This window comes from Corallococcus sp. AB049A (assembly GCF_003668885.1).
Taxonomy (GTDB): Bacteria; Myxococcota; Myxococcia; order Myxococcales; family Myxococcaceae; genus Corallococcus; species Corallococcus interemptor.
In genome coordinates this window covers 40,763-61,507 of sequence record NZ_RAWL01000004.1, presented here as the reverse complement: position 1 = coordinate 61,507, position 20,745 = coordinate 40,763, and the positions used below count along the sequence as shown (strand labels likewise).

The window sequence follows — 20,745 nt, the reverse complement described above, 5'->3', positions numbered from 1 at the left end:
CCGCCGCCCCGTGAACAACGAGGGCCCGTTGCGAGTCCTGCTGCTGGAGAACATCCACGCCTCGGCCCAGGAGATGTTGAGGGCAGAGGGCTTCGAGGTGGAGCGGCTGTCCGCCGCGCTCAAGCCGGAGGACCTGGCGGAGCGGCTCAGGGGCGTGCACCTCTTGGGCATCCGCAGCAAGACGACGGTGCCGGAGGAGGCGCTGAAGTACGCGGACGACCTGCTGGCGATTGGCGCCTTCTGCATCGGCACCAACCAGGTGGACCTGCTCGCCTCCAGCGTGCACGGCGTGCCGGTGTTCAACGCGCCGTTCAGCAACACGCGCAGCGTGGCGGAGATGGTGCTGGCGGAGGTGGTGGTGCTGACGCGCCAGCTCTTCGACCGCAGCCGGGAGGTGCACGCGGGGCAGTGGCGCAAGGTGGCCACGGGCAGCCACGAGGTGCGCGGCAAGACGCTGGGCATCGTGGGCTACGGGCACATCGGCTCGCAGCTGGGCGTGCTGGCGGAGTCCCTGGGCATGCGCGTCCTCTACTACGACGTGATGACGAAGCTGCCTCTGGGCAACTCACGGTCGGTGCCCACGCTGAACGCGCTGCTGGCGGAGTCCGACTTCGTGACGCTGCACGTGCCGGCGCTGGCCTCCACGCACCTGCTGATGGGCGCGGAGCAGCTGGCGGCGATGAAGCCGGGCGCGTGCCTCATCAACGCCAGCCGAGGCACCGTGGTGGACATCCCGGCGCTGGCGCAGGCCCTGCGCTCCAAGCACCTGGGCGGCGCGGCGGTGGACGTGTACCCGGAGGAGCCGGAGGGCAACTCGGACGGCTTCATGACGGAGCTGCAGGGGCTGCCCAACGTGGTGCTGACGCCGCACATCGGCGGCTCCACGGAGGAGGCGCAGGCGTCCATTGGCAAGGAGGTGGCCACGTCGCTGCTCAAGTTCGTGAAGGGCGGCGCGACGACGGGCGCGGTGAACTTCCCCAACGTGGAGGCGCCCATCAACCCGGGCACCCACCGCATCATCAACGTGCACCGCAACACGCCGGGCGTGCTCCGTGACATCAACCGCATCGTGTCCGACCTGAACGCCAACATCCACGCGCAGGTGCTGAGCACGGACGCCAACGTGGGCTACCTGGTGATGGACCTGGACCAGGACGTGTCCCGCCAGGTGTGCGAGGCCATCGCCGGGCTGGAGACGGACATCAAGACGCGCATCGTGTCCTAGGCATCCAGGATCTTCCCCGGGTTGAGGATGCCCGCGGGGTCCATGGCGCGCTTGAGGGTGCGCAGCAATTCCAGCTCCCCGGGCGCGCGCGTGTAGTCCAGGTAGTCCTTCTTGAGCAGACCGATGCCGTGCTCGGCGGAGATGCTGCCGCCGTGCTTGCGCACGAGGTCGAACATGGCGTGGTCGGACTGCTTCGCGTGGGCGAAGAAGTCCGCCTTCTCCACGCCGTCCGGCTTCATCACGTTGACGTGCAGGTTGCCGTCGCCAATGTGGCCGAAGAGGCAGATCTCCCAGCCCGGATACCGGCTGGCGAAGATGGCATCCAGCTCCGAGCAGAACGCCTCCAGGTTCGCCACCGGCAATGAGATGTCGTTCTTGTGCAGCACGCCCGTGGCGGAGAGGCTTTCGCTGATGGACTCGCGCAGCGACCACAGCTCCTGCGCCTGCGCGGCCCCTTGCGCCTGCGTGCCGTCCGTGACGAGCCCGCGCTCGAACAGCGAGGCCAACCACGCCTCCACCGCCGCCGGGTCGCCGCCCTCGGACTCCAGGAGGACGTAGCAGCCGCTGGGGGCCTCGAAGGGCGAGCGCAGCTTGCGGTGGCGCTGCACGCGGGCCAGGCACTTGTCGGTGAAGAACTCGTAGGCGGACAGCACCAGCGGGGCCTGGCGCGCGTCGCGGAACAGCCGCAGCACCGCGGCCACGTCCGGCACCGCGAAGAGGAAGACGTCCTGCTTGCCGGGAAGCCGCGTCAGCTTGAGCGTGGCCTCCGTGATGACGCCCAGCGTGCCCTCGCTGCCGATGAAGAGCTGGCGCAGGTCCGCGCCGGTGTTGTTCTTCTCCAGCGCGCCGTTGAGCTCCAGCACCTGGCCCTGCGCCGTCACCACCTGCAGGCCCAGCACCCACTGCCGGGTGAGGCCGTAGCGGATGACCTTCACGCCGCCCGCGTTGGTGGCGATGTTGCCGCCCACCGTGCTGCTGCCCTTGGACGCGAAGTCCACCGGCCAGGTGAGCCCGTGCGGCGCGCAGTGCTGGTGCACGGCCTCCGTCACCGCGCCGGCCTGCACGCGCACCGTGTTGCCCAGCAGGTCCACGGGCTCCATGCGGGTCATCCGCTTGAGCGACAGCACCACCTCGCCGTGCATGGCCACCGCCCCGCCCGCCAGGCCCGTGCGCCCGCCGGAGGGCACCACGGCGACGCGGTGCTGGTGGCACAGCGCCACGAAGCGGGCGACCTCCTCCGTGGTGCGCGGGAAGACGACGGCGCCCGGCGCCGGGGCGTACACGCGCGTCCAGTCGCGGCCGTACTCCTGGAGCTCCGCGGGCTCCCGGGTGAGGAAGTCGGCGGGGAAGGACTCGGCGATGGCGCGGAGGAAGTCGGCGGGCAGCGCGGCGGTGGACATGGCTCCAAGGCGTATTGCACGCCCCGGGGCATGACAAGCCCGGTGGTGCACCGGAGGACAACAGCCACGCACGCAGGTCCGGTCCGTATCCTGGCTGTCCGCGCATCCGGGATGCCCTGCCCCATGAACCGGCTCTTGCTGCTCGCGCTGCTGGGCTGTGGAGGGAGCGGACAGCCGGCGCCGCCTCCCGCCACGGGCGCCACCAGCGAGACGACCCATCGACTGGAGCAGGCGTTCCTGGGCACGCGGGGGGAGGAAACGAGCCAAGGAAGCCGGTGCGCTCCGTATAGGGCTCGGACGCCGCGTTCCCGTCGCGGCCCTTTCCTCCCGAGGCCCCATGTCGTCGTTCCGCGCACTCGCCCTGCTGGCCACCCTGACCCTTGCCCCGGCTTCGGCCCTGGCGGAGCCGGAGTATGCCCAAGTGGGGGTGAACTACGTCTTTACGACCGTGGATGCCTACTCCACGGTCGGGGCCACGCTCATCGTCACCGGGACCCTGGTGGGCGAAAGCAACGCGCGCACGATCCAGTTCTCAGTTGGGGGCGACGAGGTCGAGGCGTCGCGGTGTGACCGGTTGGCCCTGCTCACCATGACCCGGCCCGGGCGCTTCCACTTCAGCTGGTTCAGACAGGCCGGCGGTTATTTCCCGGTCTGCACGCTGACCCGTCAGTAGCCCCGGCGCCTCCCATGAAGACGCGGGTGCGCATGATGCGGGCATGGGTGTGGCTGGCCCTGGGACTCCAGCTGGGCTGCGGTGGCGGCGTGGGCCCCCGGGACCTGGACAGCGACGGCCATCCGGCGGAGCTGGACTGTGATGACGCGAACCCCACCGTGTGGCGGTCCGTCACGGGCTACGCGGACACGGACGGAGACGGCTTCGGCGAGGACGGCACGTCCGTCACCTGCGTGGGCGACACGACCAAGGGCTGGACGCAGGAGGCGGGCGACTGCGCTCCCGCGGACCCCACCCGTTGGCGCCGGGTGCCGGGCCTGTATCCGGACGCGGACGGTGACGGGGCCACGGGCGCGGGTCCGGTGACGGGCTGCGTGGGGGCCACGCTCGCGGGCTATCTGCAGCAGGCGGGCCCGCCGGACTGCGATGACGGGGACGCGGCGGTGTCGGCCCTGGTGGAGGCGTGGGCGGACACGGACCTGGACGGCGTGGGCGCGGGGCTGGCCATCACCTGGTGCCCGAGCCGGGGGCGTGCACCTCCCAAGGGCTACGTGCTCACCTCCGGGGACTGCGCGCCCGGGGACACACGCTTCTGGCGGATGCTCCCCTTCAGCCACCGGGATGAGGACCGGGACGGCTTCACCGTGGCGCGGGAGGGCACGGTGTGCTCGGGCGAAGCGCTGCCGCCGGGCTACGCCACCGTGTCCGGCCCGGAGGACTGCGACGACCGCTACGCGAACCGCACGGTCCTGGTCGAGCGCTGGCCGGATCCGGACGGGGACGGCTACGGCGACGGAGCGCCGTTGCTCCTCTGCAAGGGGCCGGGTGAGTCCTCGCCAAGAGAGACCTTCCGGGGCGGCGACTGCGCGCCGGGCGACGGCACCCGCTGGCAGCCCCTGGCCTACGCCTCGCGGGATGCGGATGGCGACGGCCGCCTGTCCCCGGCGACGGGCGAGGTGTGCAGCGGCTTCTGGCTTCCCCAGGGCTATTCCTCGGAGGTCCGCCAGGATGACTGTGATGACGCGGACGCGACGGTGTTCCGGGCCTGGAGCGTCCACGCGGACGCGGACGGGGACGGCGTGGGCTCCGGCGTGGCGACTTCCCTCTGTGGCGCCGCGACGGTGCCCCCGGGCTACTCCACGTCGTCCACGGACTGCGCGCCCCAGGACGCCACCGTGTGGCGGATGCTGGGCTTCACCCACCGCGACGCCGACGGCGACACGTACACCGTGGCCCAGAGCGGCGAGCTGTGCGCGGGCACGGCCCTGCCCCCGGGCTACGCCACCCAGGCGCTGTCGGGCCTGGACTGCGACGACACGAACGCCGCGGCCTTCCGGGACGTGACGGCCTTCGCGGACACGGACGGAGACGGCGTGGGGGCGGGAGCGTCCACGGTCCTCTGCACCGGTGGCCAGGTCCCCAGCCCCTGGTCCGCCACGGGCACGGACTGCGACGCGCAGGACGCGACGCGCTGGCAGGAGCTGGTGGCGGCCCACGCGGACCGCGATGGGGACGGCTTCACCACGCCCATTCCCCAGCAGCGCCTCTGCACCGGGAAGATGCTGCCCCTGCCCTACTTCCTCCAGGCCGTGGGCAACGACTGCGACGACGCGGACACGGGCCGCTACCAGTGGACCATGCTCTACCGCGACCAGGACGCGGACGGCGTCGGCGCCGCGCCCCGGCAGATGACGTGCATTGGCGCGTCGGCGGTGGCCGGCTGGTCGCGGTACGGGGATGACTCGGATGACAGCGACGCCGCCGTCCAGACGGACGAGGCCGCTGACGAAGAGCTGAGCCTCATCCTGGACCTGTGAGCCCTAGCCCTTGAGGAAGGCCAGCAGTGCTTCGTTGATGACGTCCTTGTTGACGGAGCACATGCCGTGGCTGAACCCCGGGAAGACCTGGAGCGCCGCGCCCTTCACCGCCGTGGCGCTGAGGCGCGCCGCTCCGTCGATGGGGACGATCTGATCATCATCGCCGTGCAGCACCAGCGTGGGCACGTCGATGCGGGCCAGGTCGGCGCGGAAGTCCGTCTCGGAGAAGGCCTTCACGCAGTCGTACTCGGCCTTGAGGCTGCCCATGAGGCCCTGGAGGAGGAAGCTCTCGCGCAGCCCTTCCGACACCTTCGCGCCGGGCCGGTTGAAGCCGTAGAACGCGAGGCTCAGCTCCTTGTAGAAGCTGGAGCGGTCCCCGCGCACGCCCGCGCGGATGTCGTCGAAGACCTTCATGGGCAGGCCATGGGGGTGCCAGTCCGTCTTGAGCATGATGGGCGGCACCGCGCTGATGAGCACCGCCTTCGCCACGCGCCCGGTGCCGTGGCGCCCGATGTAGCGCGCCACCTCGCCGCCGCCCGTCGAGTGGCCCACGTGGACGGCCTTGCGCAGCCCCAGCGCGGACGTCAGCTCCGCCAGGTCGTCCGCATAGGTGTCCATGTCGTGGCCGTCCCACGGCTGGGAGGAGCGGCCGTGTCCCCGGCGGTCATGGGCGATGGTGCGGTAGCCGCGCTCGGACAGGAACAGCATCTGGTCCTCGAAGGCGTCGGACGTGAGCGGCCAGCCGTGCGAGAAGACGACGGGCTGTCCGTCCTTCGGGCCCCAGTCCTTGAAGTACAGCTGCGTGCCGTCGCGCGTGGTGAGGAAGCTGCCGGAGATGCGTCCCCTCTGCGTTTCTTCGCTGGTCATGGGGTGTGACGGTGCGCATCACCCCCGGAGCCGGGCATTGCCCCTCAGTGCCGAGGCTCTTCACCGTTCCGGTGCCAGGTCACGGTGTCCTGCCACGGACCCGCCGTCTGCGCTCCCGTCGGCTCCGCCTGCATCCGCAAGCGCAATCCTCCGCCCCAGATGAATGTGCCCGCGAGCAGATACGCGGCCTGTTTCCCCTCGGAGACACGGTTCTGGAATTCGAGGGCGCGCCTGGCCCGGATTCTCCGGCCCCGCAGGCCCTGCACCGTGATGTGCACCCTCAGCACGTATGTGCCCTGAATCCCCGCGGGAGCTTGCACCTCGAAATCGGCTCGGCGCACCTCCGCGCCCTCCAGCCGGGTCCCGACGTGGCGGACGACTCGCAGCGGGTCCTGGGAGGGGCCCTCCTCCGGAATGAACTCCACCCTCACGTCGCGAGGTCCGCTCCAGCAGTTCTCCAGCACGAGGCTGACCCGGCTGCTCCGCCCGGAGCTCAGGACAGGCGTTTGCGTGAAGGCGAGATGAATGCCCTCGTACTCCAAGACCTGTCCTGCCTGCGGCTGGGACAGGAGGATGTGAGGCACCGGCCCACTGCGCCGCCGTAACGCCTCTTGAGCGACGAGGAGCAAAGCGAGCACCGCCCCGGCTATCGCGGTGGCGAGGACCGGCTTTTCGCCAGCATCCGAAATGAGCCAGCCGAACCCGCAGGCCCCCAGCGCGAAAAGACTCGCGATGCACATGTGCTTGCAGAAAAGGCCTGTGTCACGCCACGCCGCGAACCCCACGACCGCGAGCGAGGCCCCTGCGCCGAGCGCGAAGCCCACGCAAGCGAGGGGCGACACGCCTGGAGTCACCGCGAGCGATGCGAGTGGGATGGAAAGCGCGAGCCCCACAAGGGCACTCACGCTCAGCGCGGCTGCAAGTTCACGGTAGGCCATGGCGTTTCAGGCGGAACTGTATCTGACGACGGACGGCCCGGGCCACGGGGGCCCGGGCCGCCTGCGTCGCTGCTCGCGCGATGGCGTTGGGCTGGGTCCGCCGGGAATCAGCCCATTCTGCAGTACTGGAAGCTCATGTCGTCGCAGTACCAGCCCCGGCACTTCGCGCCCCGGATGAAGTAGTTCTCGGGAGCCTGGAAGGGGGCGGTCTCGTCGGAGATCCAGCCAGACCAGAAGCAGTCCACCGCGGTGGGCCCGGTGATACGCGTGCACTGCAACGAGACGTTGTCGCAGAAGCCTCCCGTGCAGGACACGCCTGTCACCCAGTAGCCTGTAGGGCAGACGGTGGGTGTCTGGGTCTCTTCGGAGAACGCCTGCGTCCAGCTCGTGACGCCCACCCCGGCGCTGCTGGGAATGTCCCGGCAGCCCATCGACACGTTGTCGCAGCCGGTGCCACTGCACCCGAACTGGTAGGCCACCATCCTGCTGGGACAGTTGATGGGCGGCAGCTCCTCCGACGTGGTGCCCGCGGATTGCGTCGCCTCCTGCTCCACCTGCGCGAGCCCGAACCCGGATTCGGAACCCACCTCATCGGCGGGGCCGCAGCCCGGGGTCGTCAACAGGAGGGTCAGTGCCGCGAACAGGGACAGTCGCTTCATCATGTTGTGAAACCTCTCAAAGGGTGGGCGTTGCCCTGCTGTTACGTCCGCGTCCGGAGTTATTCCCATGACGTGTTTTTGAAAGGCCAGCCCATCCCCAAGCGGTGTCAGCGCCACCCCTGGACGTTCGTGCCATGCGTGGCGTCCGGGAGCCGCGGCGCTTCGTGAAGTCGCGAGAAGCCCTTGAGCTCCCCGGCGACATCACGAAGCGCCCCTCCGATGTCTTGCTTTGCTACGGATGACTCGCGGGGTCCGCCGGATTCGTGCCCGCGGCGCGCTCATCCCCGTCCAGGAACCCGTCCAGGTCCCGGTCGATGCCCACGCGCTGACCGGAGCCCGGCGGCGTGCACGTGTACGTCAGCACGCCCTGGCTCGCGGCCACGCCCGAGCGCAGCGACGCGGACGGCACCAGCGGCAGCGCCGCACGGTCCGCCTTGAACTGCCCGCTGCCCAGGTAGCGGAAGCCCATCTCCGTCGTGCCCGCGCGGCCCTTCGCCACCAGGTCGCACTCGCCCGCGTCCGCGCGCGCCATCAACAGGTCGATGCGCGAGCCCACCACCGCCGCGTTCGTCGCGGTGAGCGTCACCTGCTGGCCGACGATGGGCGCCAGGTTGGTCTCGAAGGCGAACATGTACTCCTCCATGTCCTTCTTCGCCTGGAAGCCCGCCGGCGTGTCCGGGATGCCCACCTGGTTGAAGACGGGGTGGAAGTCGAAGCCGCTGTTGAAGAGGAACAGCGTCGGGATGGCGCCGTCGCTGTTGAAGCCCGTGCCGCGCACCTGGTCCCCCAGGAACGGATCCGCCGGCGTGTTGCCGAAGGGGAAGGCCGCTCCGAACATGCCGACCTTCTGGTACATGTTCCGCAGGTGCGGGACCTTGGGGAACAGCGGCTCCGCGTCGAACGAGCTGCGGCCGTCCGTGCCGAAGAAGCCCTTGAAGGGGCCCTCGCCCGGGTTCGCGTTCACGTCCACGCGGTGGCAGGACTCGCACGAGCCCTGGAAGAAGCTCGTGGTGTTCGTGAAGAAGTCCTTGCCCGCCTGCTGCGAAGCCGTGAGCGAGTTGTCCAGCTTGCGGATGGGGTTGGGCGGATAGACGACCTGGAGGATGAAGTCGGAGAACTTCTGCATCTCCGCCTCCGTCAGCTGCGAGCTGCGGCCCAGCAGGTCCTTGAACGCGGGGTTGAACTGCTTGAACGCCGCGACCTCGTCGAACGTGCCGCCGTTGGGCTGCACGCTGGGAGCGCTGTCGCCCCCCGTGCGGTCGCCGCGCCAGTGCATGGGGCCCTGGTTGGCCATGCCGCGCAGGCTCTGCGTGGACAGCGGGCCCTTCAGCGGATGGAAGGACGTGTCCTGCCCGAACGTGGGGTCCGTGCCGAACTCCGGCAGCACCGGCACCACCGGGTTGTAGCTCACCTTCACGTCACCATCCGGGTTGCCCAGGTCCCACGTGGTGCTGTCGAAGTCGCCGAAGATGTGGCAGCTGCCGCAGGACGAGTCACCGTGGCTGGAGCTGTTGCGCGCGTCGTAGAGGAACGGACGCCCCTGCACCACGCTGGCCGGCTCCGGGTTGAACATGGGCAGGTGCGCGACCTCCGTCTTCGTCGCGGTGTCCACCACGGAGATGGCGTTGTCGAAGCGGGTCAGCACGTACGCGCGGCCCCGGGCCTCATCCAGCACCAGGCCGGTGGGCCCGCCGCCCGTCAGCGTCACCTGGTTCGCGGTGGAGGGCGTGAAGGTGCCGGCCTCCAGCTGCGACGTCGCGTACACGCCCAGCTTGGATGAACCGAACGCGGCGACGTACAGCGTGGCGCCGTCGGACGTCACGGCCATGCCCGTGGGCTGCGCGAGGCTCTTCTCGCTCTCCGCGTTGGGCGTGGGCGCGCAGCAGGCCGCGTAGTTGATGTGCGTGTTGAGGTGGCGGGGCGTGACGGTGGGGGCGCTGGGGCCGCCCAGCACGGTGATGCGGCTCTCGTGCAGGTGGCCTCGCAGGGTGTTGCCCGTCAGGGTGCCGGGGCCCTCGAAGCGCAGGTCGTTCCGCGCTTCGGTGTTGCTCACGTAGACCTTCCCGCTCACCGGGTTGACGGCCATGTTGAACAGGATGGTGCCCACGCCCGCGTAGGTGCCCGCCGCGCCGGACACCTGCACGGGCGGGTTCGCGTTGGCGGAGATGGCGAACACGTCCTTGTCCGGCAGCGAGAAGCGGACGTAATCCGTCCACGGGCGGTTGAGCACGTCCACCCAATCCTGGCCGTTGTACTTCACGATGACGGAGACCTCCGGGGCGGGGATGCCCTGGTGGTTCACGTTGGGGCCGGGGACGCCGCCCACGGACTCGCCGCCGTTGGGCACCAGGCTCTCGTGGACCACGGTGGTGCGGTTGCCGGAGTGGAACGCCGCCGCGTACACCCGGCTGCCGTCCGGAGTAGCCGTGAGCGCGCGAGGCGTGTCACCGAACAGCCCGAGGCGCGTGAGCGGCGTGCCGCCCAGCGTCGTGCCCAGGTTGTCCGAGTCGAACACCCAGACGTCCGCGCGGCCCACGCCCGGCGTGGTCAGCCGCGGGTCGAACCCGGTGTTCTGTCCCCGGTGCGCGGCGGTGATGAACGCGCGCTTCCTGCCCGTGCCCGCGAAGACGATGTCGCGGGGCTCATCCCCCACGAGCAGCGTCCGGCTCACGCTGCCGCCCTGCCCGTTCGCGTCCACCTTCACGATGCTGACGCTGTCGGACAGGTGGTTGACCACCCAGACCTCGTTGTTGGTGCGCGCGGCGACGGCCACCGGCTCCAGGCCCACGGGCACGGAGCCCTTGTGCGTGAGGCCGCTGCTGCCCACCTGGAAGATCTCCAACCGGTTGTCGGGCGTGTTGACGGCGTAGAGCCACTGGCCGTTGGGGGACAGGGCCAGGGGACGCACCTGGCCACTTTCAAAGACGGTGAAGTGCTGCGCCTGGGACGGGCTGCCCATGGCAAGGCCCAACAACAGCGTCGCGGCGGACGCGGTGCGCTGGAAGAACCGGCGCACGTCCGGGTGTCTGGCTTTCATGATGTCTCTCGGGGAACGGGGGTTGGAGCCCTGTGTGTACGCAGCGAAGGACGCTGCCTGGTTGGAAACGCCTTTCAGCGGGGCCAGTCGCGCAGGAGCCGTTCGGCGGCATCCTGCTGGTCCCACCGCACGCGGCCGGTCAGCGTCTGGCCTCCGTGCTGGATGGCGATGCGCTGCCACACCGGCGGGCCCGGGACGTAGCGCGCGTCCAGGCGGGCCCAGGCCGTGCCTCCGGTGGCCTCCACGACGCGCGTCACGCAGGCGTCGAACTCCGCCTCCGGCAGCCAGCGCAGCGCGTCCAGCACCCGGTCGGACTCGAAGCCACGCAGCGCCGTCGGCCTGCCGGTGACGGCCGTCAGGGCCTGGGGGCCCCTCCCCTCCGGGATGAAGGAGAGTCCCTGGGGCCCCAGCACACAGAAGCCCTGCCGCGGGCCCAGCTTCGCGGGGAACACCGCCACGGAGTCCAGCCGCACGCCCGCCCGGGCCGCGCCACGCAGCGGCGGCTGGCGGTGCAGCTCCACGAGCAGCGCGATCTCCGTGGCACCGCGCACGGAGCGCGCATGGAGCCGCCGGTCTCCCTCCACCTGGAGGTCCACGTCCTGCGCCAGCCGGAAGCCGTCCGGGGGGATGGAGCCCAGCCGCACCTCCTGCGGCTCGCCGAACAGCGGCGCCCAGATGAGCCGCTCGCTGGTGAGCCGGAGCCGGCCCCCGCGCAGGACCTGTGAGAACAGGAGGCCCACGGTCCCCGTCACCAGGCCGGCCACCAGCGGGACCTCCATTGATTTGGGAGCGACGAGCAACAGCAGGAAGCACAGCGCGGTCAGCCCGCCCCAGGAGAACATCAGCCGGGGTGACACCTCCTGCTTCAGGGCCCTGGGCACGAGGCTCGAGTCCGAGCTTCGCGGGGTGTCGTCATCGAAGACGAGCACCTCGCCCGGCTTCAGGGTCCAGGCCATCTTCTGGCGCACCAGCGCATCCAGCCGCGTCAGCGCGTCCTCCAGCGACAGGCCCTCCGGAGCCACCGTCAACACGTCCAGCCTGCGCCGGGCCAGCCGCGTCAGCCGCTCGCGGCGCGCGGACAGCTCCCGGGCCTCCTTCCACACGGGCAGGTCGTCCGGCCAGGCCTCCTGCGCCGCCCGGCGTTGGACGCGCTCCAGCGCCTCCCGCACCGCCTGCGCTCCGGCCACGAGCGCGGGCACCAGCTCCGGACGCCGGAGCAGCGCGCGCCGCCACCGCCGTCCGGACAGCACCATCTCCAATTCCGCGTGCGGCCGCCGAGCCGCGGCGAGCGTCTCCGCGCGGCCCTCCAGCTGGCGCGCGACGTCCGCCCCCGTGAGGTCTGGAAGCACGGCGCTGGGACGTGACCGCTCGGCCATCTCGCCGGGCAGCATAGCCCCCTGGCTACTCCACCGGCGGCTCCAGCTCCAACCGCTCGCACTGGCGCAGCATCTCCTCCGCGTCGGCGGGCTCTCCCAGCGAGGAGGGCACCGGCTCCGACCAGGGCACGGAGGGCGGGGCCGGCGTCTGCAGCGATTCCTTCAGGAGCACGATGAGCTCCCGGGCCGGGTCCCTGGGAAACGAGGTCACCGCCCGCGCCGGAGGGTCCTTGTCCGGCAGCGCGGCGGACTGGAGCAGCAGCGCGAGCGAGGGCGGCGGGGCCACCACCGCCCCCGGCTCCACGGGGAGCAGGTCCTCCGGGCCGAACCCGAAGGGCACCCGGGGCGCCATGCCGGGCTCCGCCTCCGGCACGTCCCCTTCGCTTGGAATGCACCGCAGCGTGTTCAAGCGGGGCGTGGGCGCCTCCGGAATCACGGGCGCCTCCCTGGGAGGCCACAGGGGCACCGGCAGCAGCACCACGGCCGGCTCGCGCAGGGGCAGCGAGAGCACCCGCGCGCCGCCCGGCACCACCGCTGCCTTCGCCACCGCGGCGGCGTGCTCCGCCAGCACCCGCTCCGCCCAGGTCTTCACCCACCGGGCCAGGGACAGCACCCAGGCCAGGTGCCGCCGCTCGCGAGGCCGCGCCTGCACGGCCTCGGCTGGCGGACCCGCGCCCATCGTCACTCCTCCTTCACCGGCATCCGGATGATCCACGGCGAGGTCCCCGTGGCCAGCCCCTCCGACTCCACCGACAGCAGCTCCCCTTCCGCGCGCACCTCCAGCCGGCCCAACGTCTCTCCGTGCGCCGGACGGGGGAAGTGGAAGTGCCCCTGCGCGTCCGTGCGCGTGCTCAGGTGCAGCGCGGGCAGCGCCACCCACGCGTCCGGGATGGGCACGTCACCGGGGCCCACCACCTGCCCCAGCAGGGGGGCCTGCCTGGACGCCCCGCCCACCAATGACAGACACCGCACCTCCGCCAGGGGTTGCTCCTTGCGCACCTGCACCCGCAGCCGGAACGCGGGCCGCGGCACCGAGCGAAGACCCGCCCACAGCGCCGCTGGCACCGGGCTCAGGTCCACCTCCAATTCCTTGTCGCTCATGGCCGCGAAGACCAGGTCTCCCAGGAGCCGGTGCGCGCGCTCGGGCGTCTCCGCGCCCACCGTCACCAGATAGCAGACGGTGAACTGCAGGCCGGCCCGCTTCCCCGCCCGGGTCAGGGGCGCGGGCCCCAGCTCCAGGAGGTAAAGACAGACACCCTTTTCCAGGGACTCACGGTCAGGCACGCCCAGGTACACGGGCGCATCCGTGGCAATGCGTCCCACCCACGCTTTCATGCGCAGATCGACTTCGTCGAGCATCCTTGGCCCCCCGGTTCCCGGCCCGCGACGCCATGCCGCCGTGTCTCTCCATCATACGCTCGCATGGGTGGTTTTGGCTGCACATCACCCAGTGGATTGAACAGGACGTCAGTGATTTGACAGGGATTGCACGCATTTCCAGGTCACGATGGACCACGCAGCGTGTCGGGAACCGGGCAGTCGTCTCACCGCGTGTCGCGGCACCCCGGAAAGCCCGTACGGGTTTTGCGTGAACCGCTTCATTTCCCCCTCGCCTTCCGCGAAGAATGGCCGCTGGGCCGGCATTCACCGTGGAACTTTCGTCATGACGATGGACTCCCCTTCCTTGAGACGACGACACCCTTCTCTTCTCTCCTCCGGCATCGCCCTGGGGTGCCTGGCGGTGTTGGGCACCGCCACCCCGGCGCTCGCCCAGGACGACGCGCCCCACAAGGTGGGCCTCTTGCTGGACGCGGGCGCGCCGCACGGCATCGGCCTGTCCGCGGTGGTGCGCCCCACGAACTGGCTGCGGCTGCACGCGGGCCCCACCACGAACACGCTCAGCGTCGGCGTGCGCGGTGGCCTGAGCATCCTGCCCATGGACACCTTCATCGCGCCGTCCATCAACGCGGAGGCCGGGCACTACTTCGGTTCGGAGTACAGCGAGGTGCTGGACTGGCTGGGCCGTGAGCCGAGCGCCGCGTCGGAGGCCATCCGCGACGTCACCTACAACTACGTGACGGGCAGCCTGGGCCTGGAGGTGGGCACGAAGAGCCGCTTCAGCTTCTTCCTCAACGTGGGCCTGAGCTACGTGGCGATGACCGTGCCGGACCCCACGCCGCTCATCCAGGACGCCTCCGGCGACGACAGCGTCACGTCCGGACCGCTGCACGTGCGCGCCACCATCCCGTCGGTGAAGCTGGGCTTCATCGTCTACTTCTTCTGAGCCAGGAGCCCCATCCACCATGCGAACGCAATCCTTCCGCACCCTCCTGCTCGCTGGCGCCGTGGCCCTGATGGGCACGGGCTGTGATTCGCTCTTCACCGTCGAGGTGGAGGCCGAGCGCATCTGCAAGACCGAGAACGACCTGTCCTTCCCCGCCTCGCCGCCCATCGCCGGGTCCGTGGAGCAGTCCTTCACGATTCCGCTGGGTGACTTCGCCAGCGCGCTGCCCGAGGACGCCGACGTGGAGACGGAGCTGCGGCTGAAGCTCTTCAACGCCACCGCCAGCACGGACATCAGCGGCATCGAGCGCGCCAGCCTCGCCGTGCGCAAGCCGGGCTCCCTGGAGTACGTGGTGCTGGGCGAGTTCCGGCGCACCGGCAGCGGGAGCCCCACGAACACGCTGGAGCTCACCAGCAGCGGCCCGGTGGACGTGCTGGACCTGGCCAGGCAGGAGGAGCTGGAGTTCCGCTTCCAGGCCACGGGGGCGCCCCCCACGCAGGCGTGGACCGCGGACGTCCAGGTCTGCGTGGGCGCCAAGGCGAGCGCCAACTACTTCGGCCTGCTGTTCTGAAGATGTCTCCCCGTCCCGGCGGAAGGACGCCGGGACGGGCCGGAAGCTGGACGGGGACCCGGAGCGCCCTTAAGTGGGGAGGGTGGGACGCAAGCGGGCCGCGGGCGGCATCGAGATTCCGGGATGGGCGTGGCTGGTGCCGTGCGCGCTGGTGCCCGTGGTGCTGCTCAACCTGGGCGTGGCCTGGCTGGGCGAGACGCAGGTGTCGCCCCTGTCCTTCTCCTTCCTCCAGACGAAGGCGCGCGCCCTGGGGGCCTACGTGGCGCACCGGCCCGCGTGCGTGCTGGATGACCATCCGCCGCTGGAGCCGCTCATCGCGGACGCGGAGCGCCGCCACGGGATTCCGCCGGGGCTCCTGAGGGCGCTCATCCAGGTGGAGTCGGAGACGCGGGTGCACCGCATCTCCCCCGCGGGGGCCATGGGGCCCGGGCAGCTCATGCCGGACACCGCGGCGCTGATGCGGGTGGAGGACCCCTTCGACCCTGCGACGACCGTGGACGGGAGCGGCCGCTACCTGGCCGAACAGCTGCGCCGCTTCCGCGACGTGCGGCTGGCCGTGGCCGCGTACAACGCGGGGCCCGGGTCGGTGAACGGGCGCGTGCCGCACAACGGGGAGACGGAGTTCTACGTGGCCAAGGTGCTCGCGGCCTATGAGCACACGAAGCCCAAGGCGCCCGTCGCGGCGAAGCGCCCGGCCGCCGCACCGAAGGCGAAAGCCCCCGCGAAGCCCGCGTCCCGTCCGGCCGCCAGCAGCAAGCCCCCCGCGAGGCTCGCCAATCAAGTCACATGGGGTCAGGCACCCCGGGCGTCCACCAGCCTGCGCCCTTGAAGGCCGCTGGCCGCGCCGGTGTCCAGCCACAGCTCCGCGTCGCGGTGGAGCTGGAGGAACGACGCGGGGCACCGGGGCGTGAGCGGCCCGTGCACCATCTCCGTCACCGCCGCGGCCTTGTTCACGCCGAAGGCCAGCACCACCACCTTGCGCGCCTGGAGCACCGCCGCCATGCCCAGCGTCAGCGCCGCCATGGGCACCTTGGACGGATCATCCCCAAAGGCCATCACGTGCGACAGCCGCGTCTCCCGCGACAGGCGCGCGCGGTGGCTCGTCGCGGTCAGCACCTCGCCGGGTTCGTTGAACGCGATGTGCCCGTTGGGCCCCACGCCCAGCAGCAGCAGGTCCAGCCCCCCGGCCGCCGCGAGCGCCGCGTCATAGCGCGCGCATTCCGCCTCCGCGTCCGGCGCGCACCCGTCGAAGAAGTGGATCCGCTCCGTTGACAGATTCACATGCCGGAACAGGTGCCGGTCCATGTACGCGCGGAAGCTGCCCGCGTCCTCCGGTGGCAGCCCCAGGAACTCGTCCACGTTGAACGTGGTCGCCCGCGACAGGTCCAGCGCCCCCCGGCCCGCCAGCTCCACCAGGTTCCGGTACACGTTGAGCGGCGAGCGCCCCGTGACGAGCCCCAGCACCAGCTCCGGTGAGTGACGCACGGCCTCGGCGATGCGCGCCGCGCAGGAGGAGGCCGCCTCCTGTTCCGTCTGGAACACCCGTAGGTTCATGTGCCGGCCAGCATATGCCGCCCTGCCCCGGCCGCTCAGCCCCCCAGCCCCTGCGTACGTGGCGCCGCGCGGCATGACGCCCGCCTCCGGGAATTACACGTGAACAGCGCCCGCGATTGACAGCCCTGGTCCCCCGCACGCCTGGGGACCGGGAAGGTTGTCCCCCGGGCGTTCCCTGCAATCCGTTCTCACGCGCGGAGGCCGGGTCGCGCTAGAACCTGTCACATGAAAGTCGCCGTGCTCACCGGCGGGGGTGATTGCCCCGGCCTCAATGCGGTCATCCGCGCCATCGTCCGCCGTGCCAGCGAGCACGGCTTCGAGATGATGGGCCTGCGTGATGGATGGAAGGGCCTGCTGGACGACAACCACTTCCGCCTCACGCGGGAGACCACCTCCGGCATCCTCCACCGGGGTGGCACCATCCTGGGCACCTCGCGCGTCAACCCGTTCAAGGTGGAGAACGGCCTGGAGCGCGTGAAGCGCGCCATCGAGCGCAACGGCATCCACGCCGTCATCGCCATTGGCGGCGAGGGCACCCTGTCCGCCGCCACGCGCATGTCCCAGGAGGGGCTGCGCATCGTCGGCGTGCCGAAGACCATCGACAACGACCTCAACGGCACGGACTTCACCTTCGGCTTCGACACCGCGGTCCACATCGCCACGGAGGCCGTGGACCGGCTGCACTCCACCGCCGAGTCCCACAAGCGCGTCATCGTCTGTGAAGTGATGGGCCGGCACGTTGGCTGGATTGCCACCTACGCGGGCATCGCGGGCGGCGCGGACGTCATCCTCGTCCCGGAGATTCCCGCGGACCTGGAGGCCGTCGCGCAGCACCTGGTGCGCCGCAACGCGGGCGGGCGCACCTTCTCCATCGTGGTGGTGGCGGAGGGCACGCGCATCAAGCTGTCCGCGGAGCAGAACGAACAGCTGGTCACCACGGGCGCGCTGGACGAAGCGGGCCGGCCGCGCCTGGGCGGCGTGGGCAACATCGTCGCCGCGGAGATTGAGCGGCGCACCGGCTTCGAGACGCGCGTCTCCGTGCTCGGCCACATCCAGCGCGGCGGCGCCCCCACGGCGCACGACCGCGTGCTCGCCACCCGGTTTGGCGTGCATGCGTGCGACATGGTCGCTCGCGGCGAGTTCGGCAAGATGGCCGCCCTGCGCGGCAACGAAATCGTCAGCGAGGAGCTGGCCGAGGCCACCCGCGAGCTCAAGCGCGTCCCCGAGGAGTTCTTCAAGGTCGCGCAGGTTTTCTTCGGCTGACATTGACGTAGTGCGCCATGCCTGCCCCCACCGCGAGTGGCGGGCATGGCGCCGTGCATCCGCTAGCATCCGGCCCTTCCCCCTCTCCCGAAGGGATGGTGTCGATGCTCACCGGTCGCATGATGGACTTCCCGCTCACCCTGACGCACTTCCTGGAGCGCGCGCGCTCCTATTACGGCGCGCAGGAGATCGTCAGCCGCAAGCCGGACAAGTCCCTGCACCGCTACACGTACGCGGACTTCCACAAACGTGTCTGCCAATTGGCGAACGCGCTCACGCGGCTGGGGGTGAAGCCCGGGGACCGCGTGGCGTCGTTGAGCTGGAACCACCACCAGCACCTGGAGGTGTACTTCGGCGTGCCGGCGATGGGCGCGGTGATGCACACGCTCAACCTGCGGCTGCACCCCAACGACCTGGGCTACATCGCGCGCCACGCGGAGGACACGGTCATCGTGGTGGACCGCTCGCTGTTGCCGCTGGTGGAGAAGTTCGAGAAGGCCGCCGGGAGCCTCAAGCACGTCATCGTCATCCCGGATGACGGGCCGGTGCCGGAGGGGCGGCTGGACTACGAGAAGCTGCTGGCGGCGGAGCCGCCCGCGTTCGAGTTCCCGCGCCTGGATGAGAACAGCGCGGCGATGCTCTGCTACACGTCCGGCACGACGGGCAACCCGAAGGGCGTGCTCTTCAGCCACCGCTCCATCGTGTTGCACACGCTGGTGTGCTGCCTGCCGGAGGTGCTGGGGCTGAAGGAGTCCGACACGGTGCTGGCGGTGGTGCCCATGTTCCACGCGGCGGCGTGGGGCCTGCCGTTCGACGCGCTCTTGACGGGGGCGAAGCAGGTGCTGCCCGGGCCGCACCTGGATCCGCAGTCGCTCTTGGAGCTGATGCAGAACGAGAAGGTCACGGTGGCGGGCGGCGTGCCCACCATCTGGCTGGGCATCCTGGCGCAGCTGGACCGCGAGCCGGGCAAGTGGGACCTGGGCCGGATGCGGCACATGGTGATTGGCGGCTCCGCGGCGCCGCCGGCGCTGATTGACGGCTTCCGCAAGCGCCACGGGCAGAACGTGCTGCACGCGTGGGGCATGACGGAGATGAACCCGGTGGGCACGCTCGCGCGGCTCAAGGGGGATTTGCACACGGCGTCGCCGGAGACGCAGCTGGATGCGTACGCGTCGCAGGGGTACTCGGTGCCGTTCGTGGAGACGCGCCACGTGAGCGACACGGGAGAGATTCTTCCGTGGGATGGCAAGGCCATGGGTGAGCTGGAGGTGCGCGGGCCCATGGTGGCGGCGTCGTACTACGGCGACGAGGGCAAGGACCGGTTCACGAAGGACGGCTGGTTCAAGACGGGCGACGTGGTGACCATCGACCCGGCGGGCTACCTGCACATCACCGACCGCAGCAAGGACGTCATCAAGTCCGGCGGCGAGTGGATCAGCTCCGTGGCGCTGGAGAACGCGCTGATGGCGCATCCGTCCGTGCTGGAGGCTGCCGTGTTCGCGGGGCGGCATCCGAAGTGGGACGAGCGCCCGCTGGCGGCGGTGGTGTTCAAGCCGGGACAGCAGGCGACGAAGGCGGAGCTGACGGCGCACCTGGAGAAGCAGTTCGCGAAGTGGTGGCTGCCGGATGACATCCTCTTCGTGCAGCAGATTCCGCGCACGTCGACGGGGAAGTTCCTGAAGATGAAGCTGCGGGAGGATTACGGCGACCACTTGATGAAGGCGTCTGTCGCGTCCTGAAGTGATGGATGGAATCGCCGTGCACCCGACACTGGGAGTGCGGCGGCTCGCGCACCGGCGGGGCTGGGGGTAACGTGGGGGCGTGATGCCTTCCGTTCAACAGCTCCGCCCGTTCGCGTACGCGCCCGTGCACGCGTTCCTGCAAGCCTCCGGACCGGTGGTGTTGATCCAGCAGCCACCGGAGCCGGTGTTCCAGCAGGTGGCGCTGCGGCTGGCGGAGGCGCGCACGGTGGGCATGGCGCACCGGTCGCGGTTGGTGGACCGGCTGCTCGTCATGCTCCAGGCGTTCGACTCGCTGGAGGTCCACTTCCTGGGGCCGGAGCGGGACGGGCAGGAGCTGCGGGTGGGGCGGACGGAGGGGTGCGCGTTGATGGTGCATGACCCGTCCGTGTCGAAGCAGCACGCGCTCTTGCGCTGGAACGCGGCGCAGGGCACGTGCTCCGTGAAGGACCTGGGGTCCATGAACGGAACCTGGCTGAACGCCGCGGCGCTGGGCGAAGGCGAGGAGCGGATGCTGGCGGATGGGGACGCGCTGGCCTTCGGGGATGCGCAGTTCCTGTACCTGCGAGCGGAGACCCTGCACTCACACCTGCGGCTCGCGAGCCCGGGTGGAGGGATGTAATCAGTCGGCGGCGGGAAGCTCGCGGTAGTGCACGTCGCTGGGGCCCAGGCGCTGCACGGTTTCGACGAAGCGCTCGCTGACGACGCGCGGGTTGGCTCCGTCGATGCCGAAGACATCGAGCCCTTCCGGAATCGAAGACCGCAGCAGCCAGCGCTTCGGCGGCAGGGAGAACGACTCCGGCTTGCCGCAGAGCTCACACGCGGGCGTCTTGAATTCGCCGATGCAGTCGGGATGCAGCCGGGCCAGGGGCCGGGCTTCGAGTTCGTAGAGCGCGGGCATCGTGCTGCGGCGGGACCGGAGTTCCATGCGGACCGCGATGATGCCCCGCAGTCCTTCGGCCTTGAGCAGGTCCACCGCGTCCTCGCGGAGGAGCACCCGCCATGTGGGCCAGCAGGTGATCGGACCGAACCTTCCTCTTGCCGTTCCAACCATGGGCCCGAACGAGCCCCCTGCTCTGATGGGAAGCTCAGGAGGAACAAAGGGGCGAATGAGAGCCACCAGCCGGCTGTACTCCGCGACGGACATAGGCCCCTTGGACTCGGCCAGCACCGGTTCCTGCAAAGAGGAGAGGTCCACGGATGGAAAGGCATCCATCCATGCCCAGGGGCCGAACCTGGGACAGTCAACGCCGGACAGGTGCCATCGGTGCTCGGCCCGGTACTCACCGCTCCATTGCGGTTCCACACCGTCAGGCGGGCCACGAACTTCGAAATAGCGCAT

At 70.4% G+C, this 20,745-nt stretch carries 19 protein-coding genes; 9 read left to right on the top strand and 10 right to left on the bottom strand.

Annotated elements, in window-relative coordinates; all coding sequences use genetic code 11:
- Window positions 1-10: 10 nt before the first annotated feature.
- Entirely contained in the window at window positions 11-1,225 is a 1,215-nt protein-coding gene (serA, locus tag D7X55_RS01010) for a phosphoglycerate dehydrogenase (RefSeq protein WP_199746821.1), read from the top strand.
- Here serA and D7X55_RS01005 read toward each other — a convergent pair.
- Window positions 1,222-2,625, bottom strand: coding sequence for an FAD-binding oxidoreductase (locus D7X55_RS01005; protein WP_120552403.1), 1,404 nt, complete (start codon window positions 2,623-2,625; stop codon window positions 1,222-1,224). The two genes, serA and D7X55_RS01005, sit on opposite strands and share 4 nt — an antisense overlap.
- Window positions 2,626-2,962: 337 nt before the next feature.
- Between D7X55_RS01005 and D7X55_RS01000 the strand changes: the two genes are divergently transcribed.
- The gene (locus D7X55_RS01000) at window positions 2,963-3,298 is read left to right on the top strand and encodes a hypothetical protein (protein WP_121721926.1); all 336 of its coding nucleotides are present in this window, start codon (window positions 2,963-2,965) and stop codon (window positions 3,296-3,298) included.
- A gap of 14 nt (window positions 3,299-3,312) precedes the next feature.
- Window positions 3,313-5,115 (top strand): hypothetical protein, encoded by a 1,803-nt coding sequence (locus tag D7X55_RS00995; protein ID WP_233609445.1) that lies wholly within the window; start codon window positions 3,313-3,315, stop codon window positions 5,113-5,115.
- Between the two features lie 3 nt (window positions 5,116-5,118).
- Here the strand turns inward: D7X55_RS00995 and D7X55_RS00990 are convergent, their stop codons facing one another.
- From D7X55_RS00990 to D7X55_RS00960, 7 genes are all read right to left on the bottom strand, one after another.
- Window positions 5,119-5,982 carry an alpha/beta fold hydrolase gene (locus D7X55_RS00990; protein WP_121721924.1) on the bottom strand — a complete coding sequence of 288 codons (864 nt, stop codon included), beginning with the start codon at window positions 5,980-5,982 and terminating at the stop codon, window positions 5,119-5,121.
- A gap of 44 nt (window positions 5,983-6,026) precedes the next feature.
- Complete coding sequence (locus D7X55_RS00985; RefSeq protein WP_121721923.1) at window positions 6,027-6,920, bottom strand: hypothetical protein; 894 nt, start codon at window positions 6,918-6,920, stop codon at window positions 6,027-6,029.
- Window positions 6,921-7,027: 107 nt separating this feature from the next.
- The gene (locus tag D7X55_RS00980) at window positions 7,028-7,582 is read right to left on the bottom strand and encodes a hypothetical protein (RefSeq protein WP_120552408.1); all 555 of its coding nucleotides are present in this window, start codon (window positions 7,580-7,582) and stop codon (window positions 7,028-7,030) included.
- Between the two features lie 229 nt (window positions 7,583-7,811).
- Window positions 7,812-10,616, bottom strand: a complete 2,805-nt coding sequence (locus D7X55_RS00975) for a hypothetical protein (protein WP_121721922.1) — start codon at window positions 10,614-10,616, stop codon at window positions 7,812-7,814.
- 74 nt (window positions 10,617-10,690) lie between these two features.
- On the bottom strand, window positions 10,691-12,007 hold the full coding sequence (locus tag D7X55_RS00970; RefSeq protein ID WP_121721921.1) for a hypothetical protein: 1,317 nt from the start codon (window positions 12,005-12,007) through the stop codon (window positions 10,691-10,693).
- 10 nt (window positions 12,008-12,017) lie between these two features.
- Entirely contained in the window at window positions 12,018-12,671 is a 654-nt protein-coding gene (locus tag D7X55_RS00965; RefSeq protein WP_120548444.1) for a hypothetical protein, read from the bottom strand.
- 2 nt (window positions 12,672-12,673) lie between these two features.
- Window positions 12,674-13,315, bottom strand: a complete 642-nt coding sequence (locus D7X55_RS00960) for a carboxypeptidase regulatory-like domain-containing protein (RefSeq protein WP_233609444.1) — start codon at window positions 13,313-13,315, stop codon at window positions 12,674-12,676.
- Window positions 13,316-13,676: 361 nt separating this feature from the next.
- On the opposite strand from D7X55_RS00960, the gene D7X55_RS00955 reads away from it, so the two are divergent.
- The 3 genes from D7X55_RS00955 to D7X55_RS00945 all read left to right on the top strand — a co-directional run bounded on the left by D7X55_RS00955 (window position 13,677) and on the right by D7X55_RS00945 (window position 15,676).
- Window positions 13,677-14,276 carry a hypothetical protein gene (locus D7X55_RS00955; RefSeq protein WP_233609443.1) on the top strand — a complete coding sequence of 200 codons (600 nt, stop codon included), beginning with the start codon at window positions 13,677-13,679 and terminating at the stop codon, window positions 14,274-14,276.
- 19 nt (window positions 14,277-14,295) lie between these two features.
- Window positions 14,296-14,847: a hypothetical protein gene (locus tag D7X55_RS00950; RefSeq protein ID WP_120548447.1), complete on the top strand. Its 552-nt coding sequence runs from the start codon at window positions 14,296-14,298 to the stop codon at window positions 14,845-14,847.
- A gap of 82 nt (window positions 14,848-14,929) precedes the next feature.
- Entirely contained in the window at window positions 14,930-15,676 is a 747-nt protein-coding gene (locus tag D7X55_RS00945; RefSeq protein ID WP_121721918.1) for a lytic transglycosylase domain-containing protein, read from the top strand.
- Here D7X55_RS00945 and D7X55_RS00940 read toward each other — a convergent pair.
- On the bottom strand, window positions 15,640-16,401 hold the full coding sequence (locus tag D7X55_RS00940; protein ID WP_121721917.1) for a glucosamine-6-phosphate deaminase: 762 nt from the start codon (window positions 16,399-16,401) through the stop codon (window positions 15,640-15,642). The genes D7X55_RS00945 and D7X55_RS00940 overlap by 37 nt on opposite strands.
- 225 nt (window positions 16,402-16,626) lie before the next feature.
- Here D7X55_RS00940 and D7X55_RS00935 point away from each other — a divergent pair, with 225 nt between their 5' ends.
- The 3 genes from D7X55_RS00935 (at window position 16,627) to D7X55_RS00925 (ending at window position 20,025) form a co-directional block, all read left to right on the top strand.
- On the top strand, window positions 16,627-17,664 hold the full coding sequence (locus D7X55_RS00935) for a 6-phosphofructokinase (protein ID WP_120548450.1): 1,038 nt from the start codon (window positions 16,627-16,629) through the stop codon (window positions 17,662-17,664).
- A 104-nt stretch (window positions 17,665-17,768) separates the two neighbouring features.
- Window positions 17,769-19,403: a long-chain fatty acid--CoA ligase gene (locus D7X55_RS00930; protein ID WP_121721930.1), complete on the top strand. Its 1,635-nt coding sequence runs from the start codon at window positions 17,769-17,771 to the stop codon at window positions 19,401-19,403.
- An 85-nt stretch (window positions 19,404-19,488) separates the two neighbouring features.
- Window positions 19,489-20,025: an FHA domain-containing protein gene (locus D7X55_RS00925; RefSeq protein ID WP_120548451.1), complete on the top strand. Its 537-nt coding sequence runs from the start codon at window positions 19,489-19,491 to the stop codon at window positions 20,023-20,025.
- Here the strand turns inward: D7X55_RS00925 and D7X55_RS00920 are convergent, their stop codons facing one another.
- Window positions 20,026-20,745: a double-CXXCG motif protein gene (locus D7X55_RS00920; protein WP_121721916.1), complete on the bottom strand. Its 720-nt coding sequence runs from the start codon at window positions 20,743-20,745 to the stop codon at window positions 20,026-20,028.